Annotated in this window: 16 protein-coding genes; 14 read left to right on the plus strand and 2 right to left on the minus strand. The window is 67.7% G+C overall.

Features of this window, described 5'->3' with window-relative positions:
* Positions 1-2: 2 nt before the first annotated feature.
* Positions 3-986 carry an ABC transporter permease gene (locus ABDC25_RS07640; protein ID WP_021198561.1) on the minus strand — a complete coding sequence of 328 codons (984 nt, stop codon included), beginning with the start codon at positions 984-986 and terminating at the stop codon, positions 3-5.
* Between the two features lie 241 nt (positions 987-1,227).
* On the opposite strand from ABDC25_RS07640, the gene lepA reads away from it, so the two are divergent.
* The 3 genes from lepA (at position 1,228) to hemW (ending at position 5,036) form a co-directional block, all read left to right on the plus strand.
* The gene (gene lepA, locus ABDC25_RS07645) at positions 1,228-3,081 is read left to right on the plus strand and encodes a translation elongation factor 4 (RefSeq protein ID WP_021198562.1); all 1,854 of its coding nucleotides are present in this window, start codon (positions 1,228-1,230) and stop codon (positions 3,079-3,081) included.
* 84 nt (positions 3,082-3,165) lie between these two features.
* Entirely contained in the window at positions 3,166-3,819 is a 654-nt protein-coding gene (locus tag ABDC25_RS07650) for a DUF1990 family protein (RefSeq protein ID WP_017830360.1), read from the plus strand.
* Positions 3,819-5,036: a radical SAM family heme chaperone HemW gene (gene hemW, locus ABDC25_RS07655; protein ID WP_021198563.1), complete on the plus strand. Its 1,218-nt coding sequence runs from the start codon at positions 3,819-3,821 to the stop codon at positions 5,034-5,036. The genes ABDC25_RS07650 and hemW overlap by 1 nt, the downstream gene beginning before the upstream one ends.
* Positions 5,037-5,049: 13 nt before the next feature.
* Here hemW and ABDC25_RS07660 read toward each other — a convergent pair whose 3' ends face one another.
* Positions 5,050-6,468, minus strand: a complete 1,419-nt coding sequence (locus ABDC25_RS07660; RefSeq protein WP_347125691.1) for a carboxylesterase family protein — start codon at positions 6,466-6,468, stop codon at positions 5,050-5,052.
* A gap of 103 nt (positions 6,469-6,571) precedes the next feature.
* Here ABDC25_RS07660 and hrcA point away from each other — a divergent pair, with 103 nt between their 5' ends.
* From hrcA to ABDC25_RS07715, 11 genes are all read left to right on the plus strand, one after another.
* Positions 6,572-7,603 carry a heat-inducible transcriptional repressor HrcA gene (gene hrcA, locus ABDC25_RS07665; protein WP_021198565.1) on the plus strand — a complete coding sequence of 344 codons (1,032 nt, stop codon included), beginning with the start codon at positions 6,572-6,574 and terminating at the stop codon, positions 7,601-7,603.
* A gap of 37 nt (positions 7,604-7,640) precedes the next feature.
* Positions 7,641-8,756 carry a molecular chaperone DnaJ gene (gene dnaJ, locus ABDC25_RS07670; RefSeq protein ID WP_029260212.1) on the plus strand — a complete coding sequence of 372 codons (1,116 nt, stop codon included), beginning with the start codon at positions 7,641-7,643 and terminating at the stop codon, positions 8,754-8,756.
* A 2-nt stretch (positions 8,757-8,758) separates the two neighbouring features.
* Positions 8,759-9,487, plus strand: a complete 729-nt coding sequence (locus tag ABDC25_RS07675) for a 16S rRNA (uracil(1498)-N(3))-methyltransferase (RefSeq protein WP_167253957.1) — start codon at positions 8,759-8,761, stop codon at positions 9,485-9,487.
* Between the two features lie 67 nt (positions 9,488-9,554).
* Positions 9,555-9,905, plus strand: coding sequence for a histidine triad nucleotide-binding protein (locus ABDC25_RS07680; protein WP_021198568.1), 351 nt, complete (start codon positions 9,555-9,557; stop codon positions 9,903-9,905).
* A gap of 79 nt (positions 9,906-9,984) precedes the next feature.
* The gene (locus tag ABDC25_RS07685) at positions 9,985-11,010 is read left to right on the plus strand and encodes a PhoH family protein (RefSeq protein ID WP_208323627.1); all 1,026 of its coding nucleotides are present in this window, start codon (positions 9,985-9,987) and stop codon (positions 11,008-11,010) included.
* Complete coding sequence (gene ybeY / locus ABDC25_RS07690; protein ID WP_021198570.1) at positions 11,007-11,465, plus strand: rRNA maturation RNase YbeY; 459 nt, start codon at positions 11,007-11,009, stop codon at positions 11,463-11,465. The genes ABDC25_RS07685 and ybeY overlap by 4 nt, the downstream gene beginning before the upstream one ends.
* On the plus strand, positions 11,462-12,757 hold the full coding sequence (locus ABDC25_RS07695; protein ID WP_347125695.1) for a hemolysin family protein: 1,296 nt from the start codon (positions 11,462-11,464) through the stop codon (positions 12,755-12,757). Before ybeY ends, ABDC25_RS07695 begins: the two co-directional genes overlap by 4 nt.
* Positions 12,750-13,646: a GTPase Era gene (gene era / locus ABDC25_RS07700; RefSeq protein ID WP_029260215.1), complete on the plus strand. Its 897-nt coding sequence runs from the start codon at positions 12,750-12,752 to the stop codon at positions 13,644-13,646. Before ABDC25_RS07695 ends, era begins: the two co-directional genes overlap by 8 nt.
* Before the next feature lie 54 nt (positions 13,647-13,700).
* Entirely contained in the window at positions 13,701-14,228 is a 528-nt protein-coding gene (locus tag ABDC25_RS07705) for a sigma-70 family RNA polymerase sigma factor (RefSeq protein WP_021198573.1), read from the plus strand.
* The gene (locus ABDC25_RS07710) at positions 14,221-15,201 is read left to right on the plus strand and encodes a hypothetical protein (RefSeq protein ID WP_021198574.1); all 981 of its coding nucleotides are present in this window, start codon (positions 14,221-14,223) and stop codon (positions 15,199-15,201) included. The genes ABDC25_RS07705 and ABDC25_RS07710 overlap by 8 nt, the downstream gene beginning before the upstream one ends.
* Entirely contained in the window at positions 15,198-15,671 is a 474-nt protein-coding gene (locus tag ABDC25_RS07715; protein WP_347125698.1) for a hypothetical protein, read from the plus strand. Before ABDC25_RS07710 ends, ABDC25_RS07715 begins: the two co-directional genes overlap by 4 nt.
* Positions 15,672-15,713: the final 42 nt, after the last annotated feature.

The following is a 15,713-nucleotide window of genomic DNA, read 5'->3' on the forward strand; positions in this document are numbered from 1 at the left end:
TTTCAGCTCACCCTCACTCGCGGGTCGAGAACGACGACGACGATGTCGGCGAGCACCGCGCCGATCGCCGTCAGCACGGCGCCGAACGCGGCGACGGCGACGACGCCGTTGATGTCGTTGTTGTTGATGGTGTCGAGGAAGTACCGCCCCATGCCCTGCCAGGCGAAGATGCGCTCGGTCAGGATCGCGCCGGTGAAGATCGTCGGGATCGTGAAGGCGACCTGCGTCGCGACAGGGATGAGCGACGTCCGCAGGGCGTGCTTGCGGATCGCCTGAGACTTGGTCAAGCCCTTCGCGCGCGCCGTGCGCACGTAGTCGGCGTTGATGTTGTCGAGCAGGAGCGAACGCTGCAGGAAGTGGTACTGGGCGTAGCCGACGATCACGAGCGCGATCGTGGGCAGCGTCAGGTGCTGCAGCGTGTCGACCAGGACGGGGAAGAAGCCGGTGACACCGGGACTCGAGGAGCCTGTCACGTAGAAGATGCGGACGCCGGTCCACTCGTTGAGCGAGATCGCGAGAAGGACGACGGCGAGGCCCGCGACGATGATGTTCACGTTCATCGTGATGATCGAGGTCGCCTGACCGATGCGGTCGGCGAGCTTGTACTGACGAGAAGCGGTGTAGACGCCCAGCCAGATGCCGAGCACTGCGGCGATGATCGTGGCGCCGAGGACGAGCTCCGCGCTGATCCACATGCGGTAGGAGACCTGCTCGTTGACGGACTGACCGGTCGGGCTCACACCCCAGTCCCAGCGGAACAGGATGCTGCTGAACCAGTTCCACCACCGCTCGATCAGGGGAACGGTGTCGCTGAGGTTGCGCGGGGTGAGGACGTTGTCGATCTGCTCAGGCGAGAGCGGGGGACGCCGTCCCACGTAATTGCTGCGCGGATCGAGGAAGCCCCACGCCAGGAAGAACGTGAGATTCGTGGCGACCACGATCATCAGCAGCCAGCCGAGTGCTCGGCGCAGGAGGTACTTGATCAAAAGGGGTCAGTCTTTCTCTTCTACAGACGCGCTCGGGATCTGCCGACGCAACGCTGAGTCAGTTGGATACACAATCGCCATCCACCGAACTCTGCGATGCGACGACCATCACGGGGTATGTGACGGAGTCTTATCGCTTGCGGGATCCGGTGTCACGGATTTTCCCTGGCAACTTCGGGAGACTATCACCGGTATGGCCGAATCGGGGATTAGCCTCCCCTGACCGTACAATCGAGTGGACATGTCCCCACGCGCTCTCACCCCTCTTCAGCCTGCTGCGACGCCGGCTGCGCAGATCCGTAATTTCTGTATCATCGCCCACATCGACCACGGCAAGTCGACGCTCGCCGATCGCATGCTCCAGATCACCGGAGTCGTCTCCGATCGCGACATGCGCGCGCAGTACCTCGACCGCATGGATATCGAGCGTGAGCGCGGCATCACCATCAAGAGCCAGGCGGTCAGGATGCCGTGGGAACTCGATGGCCAGACCGTCGCGCTGAACATGATCGACACGCCCGGCCACGTCGACTTCACGTACGAGGTCTCGCGTTCGCTCGCGGCCTGCGAGGGAGCGATCCTGCTCGTCGACGCGGCACAGGGCATCGAGGCGCAGACGCTCGCGAACCTCTACCTCGCGCTCGAGAACGACCTCCACATCATCCCGGTGCTGAACAAGATCGATCTGCCGGCCGCCGACCCGGAGAAGTACGCGAAGGAGCTGGCCTCGCTCATCGGCGGCAAGCCCGAGGATGTCCTTCGCGTCTCCGGCAAGACCGGCGTCGGCGTCGAGGATCTGCTCGACCGACTGGTGCAGGAGATCCCCGCCCCGACCGGAGACGCGGATGCTCCGGCCCGCGCGATGATCTTCGACTCCGTGTACGACGCCTACCGCGGAGTGGTCACGTACGTGCGCATGGTGGACGGCAGCCTCTCGCCGCGCGAGCGCATCCAGATGATGTCGACCGGCGCGAACCACGAGGCGCTCGAGGTGGGCGTGTCGAGCCCAGAACCGACTCCGACCAAGGGACTCGGCGTCGGAGAGGTGGGCTATCTCATCACCGGTGTGAAGGACGTGCGTCAGTCGAAGGTCGGTGACACGATCACCACGTCCCGGAAGCCGGCCTCCGAGGCCCTTCCCGGTTACACCGACCCGAAGCCGATGGTCTTCTCGGGCCTGTACCCGATCGACGGCAGCGACTATGCGGAGCTGCGCGAGGCGCTCGACAAGCTGAAGCTCTCTGACGCCTCGCTCGTCTACGAGCCGGAGACCTCGGTCGCGCTCGGCTTCGGCTTCCGTTGCGGATTCCTCGGGCTGCTGCACCTCGAGATCATCACCGAGCGTCTGGCCCGCGAGTTCAACCTCGACCTCATCACGACAGCGCCCAGCGTGATCTACGAGGTGCTCACGAGCGACACCGGCGAGACGGTCACCGTCACCAACCCCAGCGAGTACCCGGACGGGCGCATCGGGTCGGTGTCGGAGCCGATGGTCAAGGCTGCGATCCTGCTGCCGAAGGACTACGTCGGCACCGTGATGGAGCTGTGCCAGTCGCGCCGCGGAACGCTGCTCGGCATGGAGTACTTCTCGGAGGAGCGCGTCGAGCTGCGCTACAACATGCCCCTCGGCGAGATCGTGTTCGACTTCTTCGACCAGCTGAAGTCGAAGACCCAGGGCTACGCGTCGCTCGACTACGAACCGTCCGGTCAGCAGGAGGCCGACCTCGTCAAGGTCGACATCCTTCTCCAGGGCGAGAAGGTCGACGCCTTCAGCTCGATCGTGCACCGCGACAAGGCCTACGCCTACGGCACGATGATGGCAGAGCGCCTGCGCAAGCTCATCCCTCGCCAGCAGTTCGAGGTGCCGATCCAGGCGGCGATCGGTGCGCGCATCATCGCCCGCGAGACCATCCGTGCGATCCGCAAGGATGTGCTCGCCAAGTGCTACGGCGGTGACATCACCCGCAAGCGCAAGCTTCTCGAGAAGCAGAAGGAGGGCAAGAAGCGCATGAAGATGGTCGGCCGCGTCGAGGTCCCCCAGGAGGCGTTCATCGCCGCGCTCTCGGGCGACGTCGAAGGCAAGGACAAGAAGTAGCGACGTCTGATCGCGCCCTGGGATGTGACGTCCCGCGGCGCGTGGGGGGTGTTCGCTCAGGTAACGCGAAGTAGGGTGGAAGTCATGCGGCGCGGGACTTTCCGAGACGACACGGTGGACTATGCGGCCGTGGGTGCGACCCATGCGCCCGACCTGATGCAGTACCCACCGGAGCGCAGCATCCCGGCGGAGGAATCCTGGCGCATCGGCAGTGGGGTCGAACGGTTCCAGACGGCTGGCGAAGCGCTTCTGTCGTGGACGGCGCAGCGTGCGGCCGGCCTCTCGGTCGAGGACGTGCGACCCGCGCCGGGACCTGCCTACGCCGGAGTGAGCTTCGACGCGGAAGGCAACCCGATCGCTCCGAGCAAGCGAGACGTCGAGCCGCGGTACGACGCCGAGGGGATGCCGTTCGTCGGGGCGGGGATGACCCTGCACCTTCGCGGACGCGTCGCCGGCATGCGCGCCGATTCCGAGCTGCGCGTGATCTCCGTCACCGAGGAGACCCGACGTGTCGGGTTCGTCCTGGGCACGGTCGGCGGATCGGTCGTCAGCGGCGAGGAGTCGTTCGACGTGGACTGGCGTGAGGACAACGACGAGGTGTGGTTCACCGTCCGGGCCTTCGATGCGCCCAACGGTCTTCTCTACCGCACGATTCCCGCGCTCGTGAAGCGTCGTCGTCGTGAGCTCTTCGCACGCTACCTCCGGGCGATCTCTCCGCTCTACGCGACCCCGCTCTGATGGCGGGACCGCTTCCCCTCGGAGATCCCGCGCCAGCGGACGGGCGCCTGCCGTCCGACCTCGCGATCGACACGGCCGTTCCGTTCTCGGCATACCTGCACATTCCGTTCTGCACGGTGCGCTGCGGGTACTGCGACTTCAACACGTACACATCCACCGAGCTGCGCGGGGCGAAGCAGGAGGACTACGCGTCCACGTTGATCTCCGAGATCGCCCTCGCCCGTCGTGTACTGGACGACGCCGGGGCACGGCGGCCGATGGACACGGTCTTCTTCGGTGGAGGTACGCCCACCCTTCTTCCCGCGGGTGACCTCGCACGCATGCTCGACGCGGCGACCGACGCGTTCGGCCTGGCCGAGGGTGCGGAGGTCACGGTGGAGGCGAACCCCGACACCGTGACACCTGAGGTGGCCCGCATTCTCGCGGATGCCGGGGTGACGAGGATGTCGGTGGGGATGCAGTCCGCCGTTCCCCACGTGCTCGCCGCGCTCGATCGCACCCATCGCCCCGAGAACGTGCGCACCGCTGTCGCCGCCGCGAAGGATGCAGGTCTCGCCGTGAGCGTCGATCTGATCTACGGCGCACCGGGGGAGTCGCTCTCCGACTGGGAGGCCTCTCTCGATGCTGCCCTCGCGCTCGAACCCGATCACATCTCCGCGTACGCGCTCATCATCGAGGACGGTACGAAGCTGGCCCGCCAGATCCGTCGCGGCGAGGTGCCGACGCCGGACGACGACCTGCAGGCCGACATGTACGAGCTCGCCGATGCGCGCCTGGCCGACGGTGGCTTCGACTGGTACGAGGTGAGCAACTGGGCGCGCACGCCTGATCGCCGGTCGCGGCACAACCTCGCGTACTGGCGGGGGAGCGACTGGTGGGGCTTCGGTCCTGGTGCGCACAGCCACGTCGCCGGCCTGCGGTGGTGGAACGTGAAGCACCCGGCCGCGTACGCGCAGCGCCTCTCGGCATCCGAGTCTCCGGCAGCCGGCACCGAGCGCCCGGACGAGGAGTCGCGCACGCTCGAGCGCATCCTGCTGCTCAGTCGTATCCGTGAGGGCATCGCCGTCGACGACGTGCCGAGTGCGAACCGGAGCAGGGTCGCCGGGCTCATGGCCGATGGACTCGTCGACCCGGTCGCGGCGCTGCAGGGGCGTATCCAGTTGACACTGCGGGGCCGTCTTCTCGCGGATGCCGTGGTCCGCCAGCTGACCGACTGATTCCTTCTCGGAATCATCCGGGAAGCAGATCCATGCCCGCTGTCCGCCGCTGCGTCACCGTCGCGCTGTCCGCATCGAAGACACGCGTCCGGCGGTCCGGCCCATAGGCGGGCCACCCGGGGTCTCCGGCGGTCGCGAACCCGACCCAGGCGGCGTTCATCTCGGCGGCGAGCCGGCGCGGAGCATCGGGACCCGCCAGTCGCTCGGCCTCGGCATCATCGAGCCGATCGAACACGAACCCGAGCTCGAGTGCGTGGGCCGCCCGCAGGTCACGCACCGGACTCGGCCAGGCGAACTCGTAGACGTAGGTCGTGTCCGGGTGGGCCGCCGCCACACGGCTGAGGGGCGCACGCAGCATCATGTCCGTGACGAGCTGCCCGAAGATCTCCCCGGTGCTCGCGTCGGGGAATGCGGATCGGTACGCGGTCACCGCGCGCCGGGGGATGCGTGACAGCAGCCGTGCGGCCTGCAGCTTCATCCCGCCGATGGCGGCCAGCGCCTCCGGCGGGAACCAGAGCCGATACTCGTCGGTGTTGCTGCCGATGAGGAGCGGGGTGTCGATCTCCCCGAGCACCTCATGCGGCGAGCGGGGAAGGCTCTCGGCGTCGATCGCGAACTGGAACCCCGGTGCCCCGCCGAGGGGTGACGATCCCGCCGATTGCGCCGTGCGTGCGTCCAGCAGCTGGTCGGGTGTCAGCGCGGCGAAGGCCTCACGGTCGGCCCGCACACCGAGTCGCTTCGCGATCTGCGCGGTCACTCTTCCTGCCTTCCGCGCGGTCTGGGCGCGAAGTGGGCCGGACTCGATGATCGCGCGGCTGATCAGTTCACGGGAGGTGTCCCGCGCGAGGAGACCGGCCACGATCGCGCCACCGGCCGACTCGCCCATGGCGGTGATCTGCGCCGGGTCGCCGCCGAACGCCTGGACCTCTCGGTGCACCCACTCCAAAGCGGCGGCGGCATCGCGCAGGCCGAGATTCCGCGGGGCGCCGTCCAGCACCGAGAAGCCCTCCGAACCGAGTCGGTAGTTGATCGAGACGAAGACGAGGCCTGCCGCGGCGAACACGGTGCCGTCGTACAGCGGTAGCGCGGCGGTCCCTCGCTCGAGCGCGCCGCCGTGGATCCAGAGCAGGACGGGCGCGCCAGAGGCATCAGCGGGAGCCCACACGTTCGCGGTGAGGATGTCGTCGCCGTCGATGCGCACAGATCCCAGCAGCTCGCCGATCGCTCCGGCGTAGGGGACCTGGGGTGGTGTCGGCCCGAACTGCGTCGCCTCTCGCACGCCCTCCCAGGCCGGGACGGGTTGCGGTGCGCGGAAGCGGTTCGCCCCGAACGGCGCCTGGGCATAGGGAATGCCGAGGTAGCGGACCACCCCGGCCTCCTCGGTGCCGCGGACGAGGCCGTTCGACAGGGTGGCCTGGGGCGAGGTGGTCATGAGCGTCATCCTAGGGTCGTGCGTCCGTGGTACGGAGAATCCCGAGCTGCACGGGGTAGGATTGGCACTCTGAACGTCCGAGTGCCAGCGGAAGGGAAGGGCGATGGTCACAGAGCGAGGACTCCAGGTTCTCCGAGCGATCGTGCAGGACTACGTCGAGACCCACGAACCCGTCGGCAGCCGCTCCATCGTCGACCGGCACTCGTTCGGCGTCTCGGCGGCGACGATCCGCAACGACATGGCGCTGCTCGAGGACGAAGAGCTCATCACGGCTCCGCACACCTCGTCCGGCCGTGTGCCCACCGACAAGGGCTATCGCGTCTTCGTGAACCACCTCGCCCAGCTGCGACCGCTCTCGTCGGCTCAGCGATCGGCTATCGAGTCCTTCCTCGGCGAGCCGGCCGACCTCGACGACCTGATGGCGCGAACGGTGCGGGTGCTGACACAGCTGACCGGCCAGGTCGCGCTCGCCCAGTACCCCTCGTTCGCCCGCGCGCATGTCACGCACGTCGAGCTGGTCGCGCTCGCGCCGAACCGGCTTCTGATCGTGCTCGTGACCGATGCCGGCGGGGTCTCGCAGCGTATGGCCGTCCTCCCGGAGCCGATCGACGACGCCGACATAGCTGTGCTGCGCGCACGGCTGTCCGCGTCGATCACCGGTCAGGGCATCGGGGAGGCATCCGATCGGCTGCAGGCGTTGCTGGTCGCCGAGGAGAAGCCCCAGGATGCCGTGCTGCGCACGCTTGCTGCGGTGATCGTCGACGAACTCGGAGGGTTCCGCCAGGAGCGGTTGGTGATGGCGGGAGCGGCGACCCTCGCGCGCCGGGAGCAGGACTTCCGCGGCAGCATCCACCCCCTCCTCGAAGCCATCGAGGAACAGGTGACGCTCCTGCGTCTGATGAGCGAGATGGTGACTGACGAGCACGGACTCGCCGCGAGCATCGGCACGGAGAACGCCCCGTTCGGCCTGGGCGAGGCGTCGATCGTCGCCAGCAACTACGCCGCCCCGAGCGGCACGGCGCGCGTCGGAGTGATGGGACCGACGCGCATGGACTACCCGAGCAACCTCGCCGCAGCGCGGGCCGTGGCCCGCTACCTGTCGCGGATGCTCGATGAAGACGAGGCCGGCCGCTGACGCGGTCGCCACCGAGACACACGCAAGAAAGGCGATTGTGGCGGACCACTATGAGGTTCTCGGGGTGTCCCGAGACGCTTCCACCGATGAGATCAAGAAGGCGTACCGGCGCCTCGCCCGGCAGCTGCACCCGGATGTGAACCCGGGAGAGGACGCGGCGGAGAAGTTCAAGCTCGTCACGCATGCGTACGACGTGCTCAGCGACGACGACTCCCGCCGGCGCTATGACATGGGCGGCGGAGACGGTGCAGCAGGGAACTTCGGCGGCTTCGGCGGTTTCGGAGACATCTTCGAGACGTTCTTCGGGGCCTCACAGGGCGGCGGACGTGGCGCGCGTCCGCGTTCGCGTCGCGAGCGTGGCCAGGACGCCCTCGTCCGCGTGACCCTCGACCTCGGCGATGTGGTGTTCGGTGCGCACCGCGACATCGACGTCGACACCGCGGTGCTGTGCGAGACGTGTCAGGGATCCTGCTGCCAAGAGGGCACCTCTCCGGTCACCTGCGACATCTGCGGTGGCTCCGGTCACGTGCAGCGTCAGGTGCGCAGCCTGCTCGGCAACGTCGTGACCTCTCAGCCCTGCGGCACGTGCGAGGGCTACGGCACGACGATCCCTTACCCCTGCGGCACGTGCGGTGGCCAGGGCCGCGTGCGTTCGCGCCGTACCGTGTCGCTCGACATCCCGGCCGGCGTCGAGACGGGGCTCCGTCTGCAGCTTCCCGGTTCCGGCGAGGTCGGCAAGGCGGGCGGACCGAACGGAGACCTGTACGTCGAGGTGACGGTCAACCCGCACGCGGCGTTCAGCCGTGAGGGCGACGACCTGCTCGCCACGCTCGAGGTGTCGATGACGGATGCGATCCTCGGCACGGAGACGAAGATCCAGGGACTGGACGGTGAGGTGGACCTCGAGATCCGTGCCGGTGTGCAGTCCGGCGACGTGCTCACGATCAAGGGCCGCGGCATCACGCCGCTCCGAGGGACTCAGCGCGGCGATCTGCGGGTCGGCGTGCAGGTGCTGACCCCGACCAGGTTGGACTCCGCGCAGCGGGCCCTGATCGAGGACTTCGCCAAGAAGACGAAGTCGCCGGAGCCCCAGCTCGCGCAGTTCCAACAGGGACTGTTCTCGAAGCTCCGCGACCGCTTCCGCAGCCACTGACCATGGCCCTGCATTTCCTCGTCGACTCGTCGACCGATGCCGGAGTCGGCGACATCGTGTCGTTGACCGGAGCCGAAGCCAAGCACGCGGCCGTCGTACGACGGCTTCGCGTCGGCGAGGCCGTCACGGTCGGCGACGGTGCCGGAGTGTGGTTGGCCGGTGTCGCCGAGGAGGTGTCGCCCGCTCGCGTCGACGTGCGCATCGCAGAGCGCGTCGAGCGTCCCGCGCCCCGTCCGCGGATCGTCCTGGTGCAGGCGCTCGCGAAGGGCGATCGCGATGAGCTCGCCGTACAGGCCGCGTGCGAGCTCGGCGTCGACGAGATCGTGCCCTGGCAGGCGAGTCGCAGCGTGTCGCGCTGGGAAGGTCCGAAGGCGGTGAAGGGGAGGGAGCGCTGGGCGAGCATCGTGCGCGAGGCCGCGAAGCAGGCGCACCGCGCGTGGGTCCCGGAGGTGGTCGCGCCGGTCTCGACGAAGCAGCTCGCCGAGCGCGTCAGCTCGCAGCGTGTTCTGCTCCTCGACCCGACGGCCCCCGTGCGGTTGTCCGAGATCGTGACGGACGGCCGTGACCTGGTGCTCGTGGTTGGGCCGGAAGGCGGGATCTCCGAAGAGGAGCTCCACCGCCTGACGGAGGCGGGGGCCGAGCGCGTGCTCCTGGGCGATACCGTGCTGCGCACCTCGACGGCAGGGCCTGCCGCGATCGCCGTGCTGTCGGTCGCACTCGGACGATGGTGAACGCGACTCGCCCGCCTGCCCACGCGCACCGGACTGCGAGCGTGCTGTGGTCAGTAGACTTGACGGCATGACGGAACCCTCGATCTTCACGCGCATTCTGAACGGGGAGATCCCTGCCGAGATCATCGGCGAGACCGACCGCCTCTTCGCTCTGCGCGACATCGCGCCGCAGGCGCCCGTGCATCTGCTCGTGGTGCCGAAGACCGCGGAGTACCGCGACGTGACCGAGCTCGCTGCCGGGGATGCCACTCTGCTGGCGGACATGATCGCCTTCGCGGGGGAGCTCGCCGCGGAGCACACCGAAGACGGCGACTTCCGCCTCGTCTTCAACACCGGCGCGAACGCCGGGCAGACCGTGTTCCACGTCCACGCGCATGTGCTGGGCGGCGGATTGACCGAGAAGAGCGTCGGTGCCTGAGAACCACGAACCCCAGGAGCGCAGCCGGGGAGGTCAGCCTCCCGAGGCCGTCGAGAAGATCTACGCCGACGGCGTCGCGATGGTGCAGCTGCTCGGGCCCCAGGACCGGCTTCTGCGGATGCTCGAGAAGGAGCACCCCGGCGTCCAGGTGCTCGTGCGCGGCAACGAGATCACGCTCGGCGGCAGCACCGATGCGGTCGCGAAGGCGAAAGCACTGGTCGACGAGCTCCTCGCCATGACGAGGGCGGGGCACGACCTGGCCCCGAGCGATGTGTCGAGCTCCGCGCGCATGCTGCGTCAGGAGGGCGGACCGCGTCCGAGCGAGGTGCTGGGCGAGGCGATCCTGACCACCCGCGGCAAGGTGATCCGTCCGAAGACCCTCGGTCAGAAGGAGTACGTCGACGCGATCGAGGAGAACACGATCGTGTTCGGCATCGGTCCCGCCGGTACGGGCAAGACCTATCTCGCGATGGCGAAGGCGGTGCAGGCCCTGCAGCGCAAGGAAGTGACCCGCATCATCCTCACCCGTCCCGCCGTCGAGGCGGGGGAGCGGCTCGGGTTCCTCCCCGGCACCCTCACGGACAAGATCGATCCGTACCTGCGCCCGCTGTACGACGCGCTGAACGAGATGATGGACCCCGAGATCGTGCCGCGACTGATGGCGACGGGCACGATCGAAGTCGCCCCGCTCGCCTACATGCGCGGCCGCACCCTCAACGACTCCTTCGTGGTGCTCGATGAGGCGCAGAACACGACTCCCGAGCAGATGAAGATGTTCCTCACGCGCCTCGGCTTCGGCACGCGGATGGTCGTCACCGGCGACATCACGCAGGTCGATCTTCCGCAAGGTGCATCCGGTCTCCGTCTGGTCACCCGTGTGCTCGACGGAATCGACGACATCCATTTCTCCCGCCTCACCAGCGATGACGTGGTGCGCCACTCGCTCGTCGGCCGCATCGTCGACGCGTACAGCGAGTACGACGAGAAGCGCACCGCGCAGCGGTTCGAGCGCGAACAGGCGGCCGAGTTCGCCAATCGTGCCGAGCGCCGAGGAGCGCAACGACCAGGACCGCGTGATCGCGCCCCGAAACGAGGACTCTCATGATCGAGATCAACAACGAGTCGGCCATCGACGTCGATGAGACCGTGCTGCAGCGACTGACCGACTTCAACCTCGCACAGCTCCACGTGAGCCCGGACGCCGAGGTGGCGATCGTTCTCGTCGACGAGGGCGCCATGGAGGCTCTTCACGTGCAGTGGATGGATGAGCCCGGTCCCACGGACGTGCTGAGCTTCCCGATGGACGAGCTGCGCCCCGGTACCGAGGATCGCCCGACCGCTCCCGGTCTGCTCGGCGACATCGTCCTCTGCCCGCAGGTCGCGGAAGCGCAGGCGCAGGCCGCAGGACACACTCTGATGGACGAGCTGATCCTGCTGACCACGCACGGGTTGCTTCACCTTCTCGGATTCGATCATGCCGAACCTGACGAGGAGCGTGAGATGTTCGGGCTGCAGAAGGAACTGATCCAGGGCTTCGCCGCAGCTGAACGCCGGCGATGACCGCGGCTCTCCTGCTGATCGCCGCCGTGCTGCTGGTGGCCTTCGGCGGTCTCATGTCCGCGATCGATGCGGCATACGGTGTCACGTCACGGGCGGGTCTGGCCGACATGGCGACGGAAGGGCGCAGGGCCAAGGCTCTGGGTCGCATCGCCGCGGACCTCGATGCGCACGTGAACGCCGTGGCGTTCATCCGCGTGCTGGCAGAGGTCACGGCCGCCGTGCTCGTGACGGTGGCGTTCACCATCCTGATCGAGAACAACTGGTGGGCGATGCTCGCCGCCGCCCTGTTGATGACGGCGATCACCTTCGTTCTCGTGGGAGCGAGCCCGCGCTCGTTCGGGCGCCAGCATGCTGAGGGCATGATCCGCGGCACGGCGTCGGTCGTGCGTGGACTCCGTATCTTCCTGGGCCCCCTTGCTCAGGGACTCGTCGTGCTCGGCAACCGCGTCACGCCGGGTACCGGCCGCAGCTCGTTCACCAGTGAGGACCAGCTGCTCAGCATGGTCGACGAGGCGGCGTCGAACGACCTCATCGAGGAGGACGACCGCGATCTCATCCACTCGGTGTTCGACTTCACCGATCAGTTCGTCCGCGCCGTGATGGTGCCCCGCACCGAGATGGTGACCGTCGATGCCACGGCGACGACGGATGAGGCCATGTCGCTGTTCCTGAACCGCGGTGTGTCGCGCATGCCCGTCGTCGATGACGATGCGGACGACGTCGTCGGCGTGCTCTATCTCAAGGACCTCGTGCAGTTCGCCTATCGTGACGACAGCGCGTGGCGCGCGGCCTCGATCCGGCCGATCGCGCGCCCGGCGACCTTCGTCCCCGAGTCGATGCGCGCCGAGACCCTCCTCCAGCAGATGAAGCGCGACGCCGTGCATGTGTGTCTGGTGATCGACGAGCACGGCGGGATCTCGGGCTTGGTGACGCTGGAGGACTTGATCGAGGAACTCGTCGGCGAGATCTCGGACGAGTACGATCAGGTGTCGGCGGAGTTCGTCGATCTCGGTCACGGACGATACCAGGTGAGCTCCCGTCTCTCGCTCGAGGACGTCGGCGATCTCTTCGGTCTCGAGCTCGAGGACGAGGATGTCGACTCGATCGGTGGGCTGCTCGGCAAAGCGCTGGGACAGGTTCCGCAGCCCGGTGCAACGGCTACCGTGGAAGGTTTGGTTCTCACGGGCGGCGCATCGCGCGGCCGTGGCAGAGGTATCGCGACGGTGTTCGTGGAACGTGCGGCGGGGGAACCCGACGCTTCGCAGGATGAAGGAGATCGAGACGATGACTGACGATACTCGAAGCGGGTTCGTGACATTCGTCGGCCGCCCCAACGTCGGGAAGTCGACGCTGACGAACGCCCTCGTCGGCGAGAAGATCGCCATCACCAGCGAGAAGCCGCAGACCACGCGTCGGGCGATCCGCGGCATCGTGAACCGTCCCGAGGGTCAGCTCGTCATCGTGGACACCCCTGGAATCCACAAGCCGCGCACGCTGCTCGGCGAGCGGCTGAACGATCTCGTCGAGCAGGTGCTGGGCGACGTCGACGTCATCGGCTTCTGCGTGCCCGCGAACGAGAAGGTCGGTCCGGGGGATCGACGGATCGCCGCCTCGCTCGATGGCTACCCGCGTGCGAAGAAGATCGCGATCGTGACGAAGATGGACGCTGCCGCTCGTGATGAGGTCACCGAGCGGCTCCTGGAGGTCGATTCGCTGCGTGAGGACTGGGCCGCTGTCATCCCGCTGTCCGCCCTGACGCGCGAGCAGCTCGACGTGCTCTCGGACGAGATCCTGACGCTGATGCCCAAGGGGCCGGCACTCTATCCGGAGGGCATCACGACGGACGAGTCGCAGGAGGATCGGATCGCCGAGATGATCCGAGAGGCCGCCCTGGAGGGGGTGCGTGATGAGCTCCCGCACTCGATCGCCGTCGTCATCGACGACATCGCGCCCCGTGAGGGCACGGACCTCACCGACGTGCACGCCTCGATCGTGGTCGAGCGCGACAGTCAGAAGGCGATCATCATCGGGCATAAAGGCAAGCGACTCAGCGAGGTGGGGGCGCGAGCGCGCGTCGGCATCGAGGAGCTGCTCGGCACGCGCGTCTTCCTCGGGCTGCATGTGAAGGTCGCGAAGGAATGGCAGCGCGATCCGAAGCAGCTCGGCAGGCTCGGATTCTGAGATGACATCCGGCATCACGTCGATGGCGGCGGGCAGGCCGCCGACCCCGGCGACATGAGTGGTCGCAGCGAAGACCCGAATCCGCTGCGCAACGAGGTCTTCACCCGAGTGTTCGATGAGCACTGGGCAGCAGTGCGGCATCACATCGAGGGCGTCGTCGGCGCGGAGGACGAGGTCACCGAGATCGTCTCCGAAGTGTTCCTGCTCGCCTGGACCAAGCTCAGACCTGCACGACCGCCGAGCCGTGTCTGGCTGTTGCGGGCGACGGATCGGCGGCTGCGGGCTCGTTCCGGCCGGGCGTCGACGCCCTACGGTGCGCTCGACGCTGTGCATCTGGGGCTCTCCGGCGAAGAGGGCGGACCGGATCAGCACAGTCGCCTCGCGGTCCTGCGGGCTTTGGCTGTCCTCACTCCAGGTCAGAGGCGTATCATCATGCTCACGTACTGGGACGGACTCACGGTGGGGGAGATCGCGGAGTTGTTGCGCGCTTCCGAGTTGCGAGTGCGGAAGACGCTGGGACGCGCGCAGGATCGCCTGTGTGCGGAGCTGGGCCTGGAGGGGCGGACGACGGGTGATGACTGACAACGCCGTGCTCGAACGGATGCTGAGCGATGCCGATCCCGCACCGACTCCACGTGACGCTGCGCCCGACGCGCGGGCCCTCGCGACTCGCGACCGCATCCTCCGCACGAGCACCGCACCGAGGCGTCGCCGTCGGCGTGCACTCGGCTGGGCTTCCGGTCTGACCGCGGTCGCAGCCTCGACGGCTCTGGCCTTCGCCGTACTCTCCCCGCAGGGGGCGGCGGTGGCCGGGATGCCGTCACCGCTCGAGTTCGACGGCTCGGTCACTGTCGCTCAGGTCGTCGACGGGGCCGAAGCGAGCCTCGCCGAGAGCCCCGGTCCCGGTGAGCCGGTGCGATCGGTCAGGACCGCCTCATGGGGGTTCAACGTCGAGGTCGATTCGAAGACCACGACCGTCGTTCCCCAGCTTTCGACGCTCACGTGGGAACCGGACGGGTCCGGACGTGCGACCACCATCGACGGAGTTCCGTACGACCCCTCGGATGCGGCGGCGAGCAATGCTGCAGAGGTCACCAGCAGCGGAAGAGTGGTCAACGATCTGGTGATGGCACCGGGGGACTTCACCACTCCCTGGACCGCTGTGCCCGGTGAGGCGCACGACGACATGGTGGCGATGCTCCGTGCGTTCGGCATGCCGGACGACCCGACGGCATTCGACGTGGAGACCGCATTCACCTCCGTCCTCGGCCAATGGACGTTGACGAATGCGCAGCACCGCGAGCTGCTGCTCCTCCTCGAGGAGGCCGGCGGCGGTCAGGCGCTCGGAACGACGACGGATCGGCTGGGGCGACCCGTCGACGGTATCCGTGTGCAGTCGCCCGACGGGGCGGTGAGCGACGTGGTCCTGGTGTCCCGCGACACGGGGAGGATCGTCGGAGTGGAGCGTACCGTTCTGATCGCCGACGAGCTCTTCGCGGCAGGCTCGATCATCTCGTATCAGATGTGGGACGTGGAGGAGGATGTGTTCCGATGAAGCGCTCGACTGCTCTCGCGGCGATCGTCCTCGGGCTGCTCGTCGCCTTCGGAGCGACTCCGGCGATGGCCGCAGACCCGAGCGATCGTGAGGTCGATCCTGCCGTCGCCGCCATGCTTGAAGAGGTGCCGGGCGGCATCGTCATCGATGCGACGCGAGCGGTGTGGCCCGACCTCGGCATGGAGCTGCAGATCCGCGGCGCGTCCAGCATCTCCGCGCGCACAGTCGGCGGCTGCGCGACCGGCAAGACCTGCGCATTCAGTCTCGCCTCTCTCGGCGGGAGCATCCTGAGCTTCAGCTCGTGCAGCGTCAACGCCGTGCCTGCGAGCTTCGTGACCAGGTCAGCGGCGAATGCACGGACCTCCGGCTACATGCAGGCGCGAAACGGATCATCGGTGCTCGCCACCATCTACGCGGGCAACTGGTCCAACGTATCGGGCACCGTCACGAACCTGCGTTGCGTCCTCTGAGGAGCATCGCGCACCGTGGCCTCGACTGATCCGTTCCGCGCG

This window comes from Microbacterium sp. SY138, from assembly GCF_039729145.1.
Lineage (GTDB): Bacteria > Actinomycetota > Actinomycetes > Actinomycetales > Microbacteriaceae > Microbacterium > Microbacterium maritypicum_A.